The sequence below is a fragment of the Phenylobacterium aquaticum genome, assembly GCF_947378715.1.
Lineage (GTDB): Bacteria > Pseudomonadota > Alphaproteobacteria > Caulobacterales > Caulobacteraceae > Phenylobacterium > Phenylobacterium aquaticum_A.
In genome coordinates this window covers 1-4,522 of record NZ_CANCLE010000229.1, presented here as the reverse complement: position 1 = coordinate 4,522, position 4,522 = coordinate 1, and the positions used below count along the sequence as shown (strand labels likewise).

The 4,522-nt window shown below is 65.7% G+C and carries 2 protein-coding genes and 1 pseudogene; 1 reads left to right on the top strand and 2 read right to left on the bottom strand.

What is annotated here, in order from left to right; translation table 11 throughout:
• Both Q7P21_RS19465 and Q7P21_RS19460 read right to left on the bottom strand, forming a co-directional pair.
• A partial coding sequence (locus Q7P21_RS19465; RefSeq protein ID WP_304179930.1) for a TonB-dependent receptor occupies positions 1-2,756 on the bottom strand: 2,756 nt, incomplete at its 3' end.
• A gap of 287 nt (positions 2,757-3,043) precedes the next feature.
• Positions 3,044-3,691, bottom strand: coding sequence for a TetR/AcrR family transcriptional regulator (locus tag Q7P21_RS19460; protein WP_304171794.1), 648 nt, complete (start codon positions 3,689-3,691; stop codon positions 3,044-3,046).
• 474 nt (positions 3,692-4,165) lie between these two features.
• Between Q7P21_RS19460 and Q7P21_RS19455 the strand changes: the two are divergent.
• A pseudogene (locus tag Q7P21_RS19455) lies at positions 4,166-4,522 on the top strand (hypothetical protein); the annotation flags it as partial.

Sequence of the window (4,522 nt, the reverse complement as noted above, 5' to 3'; positions counted from 1 at the left end):
TCGGTCATGAAGATGTTGGTGAACAGGCCGGAGGTGTCGTCGGTCTGGTATTGGTCGGTGACCACGGTCTCGTCGGTCAGGTTCTTCACATAGGCCTGGACCTGGAAACCCCACTCCGGCTTCTCGATCATCAGCGACAGGTTGGTGTTGGTGTAGGAGTCCAGCCGGTCATTGATGGCGTTGAAGATCCGGGCATAGCTCTTGCCCTGATAGTAGAAGTCCACCCGCGGCGTCACCTGCCAGCCGCCGGACAGATCCCACTGGTACTGGGCGCCGACCGAGGCGGTGAAGTGCGGCGAGTTGGGCAGTTCATTGCCGGCCAGCTTGGCCGCCACGCCCGCAGAGGGGGTGACCGAGAAGCCTAGCGCCGTCGCCGCCGGAGTGCCCGGAGCGAAGCCGCCATTGCAGACGCCCGGCAGCAGGACCGGGTTGAACAGCGAGCCCGACACGGCCGCGGCGGGCACCAGGCCGGCATTGACGGCCTGCTGCAGCTTGGCCAGTTCCGACACCTTGGCGACGCACATCGAATAGGTGACGCCGTTGCGCACCGTCGACAGGGTCGGGTCGCTCTGGGTCAGGTTCATCAGGTCGAGCGACTTGTTGTCCGCCAGCTCGGTGTGCAGATAGCCGAGGCTCGAATTGAACCTCAGGTTCTTGACCGGCTCCCAGATGCCTTCCAGTTCGGCGCCCCAGAGCTTGGCGTCGATGTTCACATTGACCGAGGTCCGCTGGATGATCGAGGAGACCTGGTAGCCGGTGTAGTCATAGTAGAACAGCGTGCCGTTCAGGATCAGCCGCCCGTCGTCCAGGGTGTTCTTCGACCCCACCTCGATGGCGTTGATGAATTCCGGAGCGTAGGACTTCGGGAACAGTTCCTGGCCCGGCGACTGGGGCGGATTGAAGCCGCCGCCTTTGTAGCCCCGCGCATAGGATGCGTAGAACAGGCTCTTGTCGGTGAAGGACAGGTCCGGTGACCATTCGACGTTCAGGCGACCCGTGACCTCCCGGAAGTTCACCGTCTGGACCGCCAGCGGCGCCTGGCCGATGCCGGCCGTGAGCAGGCGGGGCTGATAGGGCTGGGCCCGCTTGTGGTCGGCGGTGTAGCGCAGGCCGAGGGTGACCTTCAGGTCATCGGCGAGCTTCCAGTTCACCTCGCCGAACGCGGCGGTGGAGGAGATCTGGTAGCCGGTGCGGCTGTCGAAATAGTTGCCGCCCGAGCCGTTGGGGATGGCGTTGGGGTCGACATAGAGACACTGCGGAATGCTCAGGGATCCGGTCTTCGGGCAACCGCTGATCAGGTTGATGAACTCCGTCATGGCGGTGAGCGTGTTGCTGGTGACGTAGTAGTTGGACAGGGTCTTGAACTTCAGGGCCGAGACGCCGGCGCTGAAGTTGACCGGCCCGTCAAAGGTCGACTGGATCCGGAACTCGTGGGTCTGCTGCTTGCTGTCGCCGTCCGAGAAATCGATGGTCGTGAACTTGTTGCGGCGACCCACCTGGGGGTCGTCGAAATAGCCGTTGGCGTCCGTCAGCAGGCCGAAGAACACATTGGGATTGAGCGTGCCGGTGGGCACCGCGCGGTTGTAGTCGGCCTCGGTGAAGCCCTTGTTCTCGGAATATCCGCCCGTATAGGTCAGCTCCAGATTGTCGCTGAGCTGGTAGGAAATGTTGAGTTCATAGACGTCGGCGTTGTTGCGATAGAGCGGGTCGAACACCGACTCGATCTTCCGCAGGTCGGGATTCTGCTGCTTGCCCGCATAGGCGTCGCCGTTGATCAGGCCGGCCGCGACCCCCAGACCGCCGCCCAGGGTGACGGCGCTGTTGATTTCCTGCAGGGCGTTCGATCCGTGCAGATCGGACAGTTTGCAGCCCTGGCTGAAATAGTCCTGGGTGCTGGTCGCCGCCGACAGGTTGGTCGCCACCCCGCCGATGCTGGTCGGGCCCGGGTCCTTCACGCAGAGCTGCTTGCCGACCCGCAGGCGATGGTCGTCCTCGCGAAAGCGCTCCCACATCAAGCTGGCGTTCAGCTTGTCCGTGGGGTTCCAGGCCAAGGTGACGCGCGAGGACCACAGATCGCGATCGTCGACGTTATGGCCGGTGGTCAGATTGTCGTAGAAGCCGTCGCGCTTCAGATAGGCGCCCGCCACCCGCAGGGCGAAGTTGGCCGGCAGGGGCACATTGATCATGCCGTTCACGCGGCGGGTGCTGAAATTGCCAAGCTCGGCGCTGATCCGCGCGCCGAAGGTGTCACTCGGCTTGTTGGTGATGACATTGACCAGGCCGCCGGTGGTGTTGCGGCCGAACTGGGTGCCTTGCGGCCCGCGCAGGACTTCGACCCGCGCCACGTCGTAGAACTCCGCGTCCGCCAGGGTGTTGGCGGTGAGCGGGACGTTGTTTTCGTGGATGCCGATCGCCGCGTCGGCGCTGGTCGCCACCAGCTTGGTGCCGATCCCGCGAATCTGGAAGTTGTAGCCCCCAAAGTTGCCCCGGGAGAAGTTCACGTTCGGGATGGCCTGCAGCAGATCCTGTCCGGTCTCGATGCGCTGGCTCTTCAGATTGTCGCCGGAGAAGGCCGACACCGCGATGGGCACGTCCTGGATGCTTTCCTCGCGCCTCTGGGCGGTGACGACGATCTCGGAGACGGTTGTCGATGCGGGCGTTGCTCGCGTTTGAGCCAAGGCCTGCGAAGCGGTCATGATGGCTGCCGTGCTGACGCCAAGCGCCAGCAGGCTCCGCAGATGCGAAGATTTGTGCATTCGGTTTCCCTCCCGCCCGGGCGTTTGTTTGGCTCGCCTCGGGTGTTTCTCTTTTGGGGGCTGCTGAATGCCGACCGTGCGGGGCGTCTACTCCTCTCGCACCGTCGTCAGCGGACCCTGCTTGAGTATGAGGCCCCCTTGTTCGGTGCGACTACTCGGGTTTGACGCCGTTACGTCATGCGCCGGAGATCCGCGCGCTAGGGGTGATCCCACAACGCGCCTTGAGTCCGGGGGGGGCTGGCCGGCCTGGGCCCGAAGCGGCGCCGCTCGGATTCTGGTCGATGGGTTCAGGTCGCGGGCGGTGCGCCCAACTCGTGGAGGAAAGGGTCGCGCCCCATCGCCATGCGGAAGGTCAGGTGGGCGAGTTCGCGCCGCAGCGCGCGACGTTGCGCCTCTGGCCCCTTGAAGAAGGCGATCTCCAGCATGGCGGTGAACAACATCTGCGAGATCAGCCAGGTGTCGGCCACGGGCGCGGGCAGGGTCAGCCGCCCGCCGGAGCGCACGCGGATATCCTGGCAGAGGCCGGTGAGGGTTTCGCGGGCCTCGCGGAAGGCCGGCAACTGCATGACGAAGGGCGCGTCGCGCAACAACACCTCCAGGGCGTTCTCCTGGGCGCCGAGGGTGTCGATCCCGGTGGCCAGCAGATGCTCCGTGCCGAGGAAGGCCGGCATGTCCGCCGCTTCCTCGATCGCCTGTTCCATCCGCAGGACGAGACGGCGGCAGGCGTCGGCGACAAGGGCCGCGACGATCGCCTCACGATTTGGGAAGTACTCATAGAGGGTGCCGATGCTGACGCCCGCGCGCTCGGATATGCCGTTGGTGGTCAGCTCCTCGTAGGAGCGGTTGGCCAGGACCTGGCTGCAGGCGTCGACGATGGCGTTGAAGGTGGCCCGGGAGCGAGCCTGGCGCGGCAACTTGCGGGGCTGCAGTTCCACCGCTCCGCCCGCAGGGCGCGTCGTCGGACCGCTTCCATGCCCGAGACTGTCCGCGGCCAGTCGTCGCCTCCGACCGACAGGGGCTCCGGCCCCTCCAATTCTATCATCGCGCGTATGCATTCCACGTCGCCCCGCCAGCGGGTGTGTCATGCCCGCCTCACGCCGTACGGTTGAGGAACGTGGCACGAAATTCGCGGCTGTCACAGCTGTTCCGACCGGGGAGACCGGGCCTCCAAGCCCTCGGAAGACGCGAAGCTCGGGCTTGACGTAGCGTCCCACGGCGATTCCTATGCGTCCCATGTCCTTGTTCCGGCTGAATATAATTTGCACCCGTCACCGCCGCGCAACGGTCGCGCGGGGAAGACTGGCGCCGCGACGACGCTAGAGCCTTCGCGGGGCCGCCCCCGCGCTGTCGTCAGCCCTTGCGCCGCGTCGCCCTTGAGGTCGCGGCGCCGCCATCACACGGATACCCCTATGACCGCTCCCGGAAGCCTTCCGGGCCTGGCCTTGCGCCAGGCTCAAGCTCATGACGCCGCCGCCGTCGCCGCCCTGGTCCAGGCGGCCTATGCCCCCTGGATTCCGCTGATCGGGCGCGAGCCGAAGCCTATGACGGTGGACTACGCCCAGGCGCTCAAGGCCAACCGGTTTGATCTGCTGGAGGATGGCGCACGGCTGATGGCGCTGATCGAGACCGCCGTGGTCGAGGACCATCTGCTGGTCGACAATGTCGCCGTCGGCCCGAGGCCCAGGGCCTGGGCCTCGGCCAGCGCCTGCTCGCCCATGCCGAAGGGCTGGCGCGCGCGGCGGGCCTCGGCGAGTTGCGTCTCTATA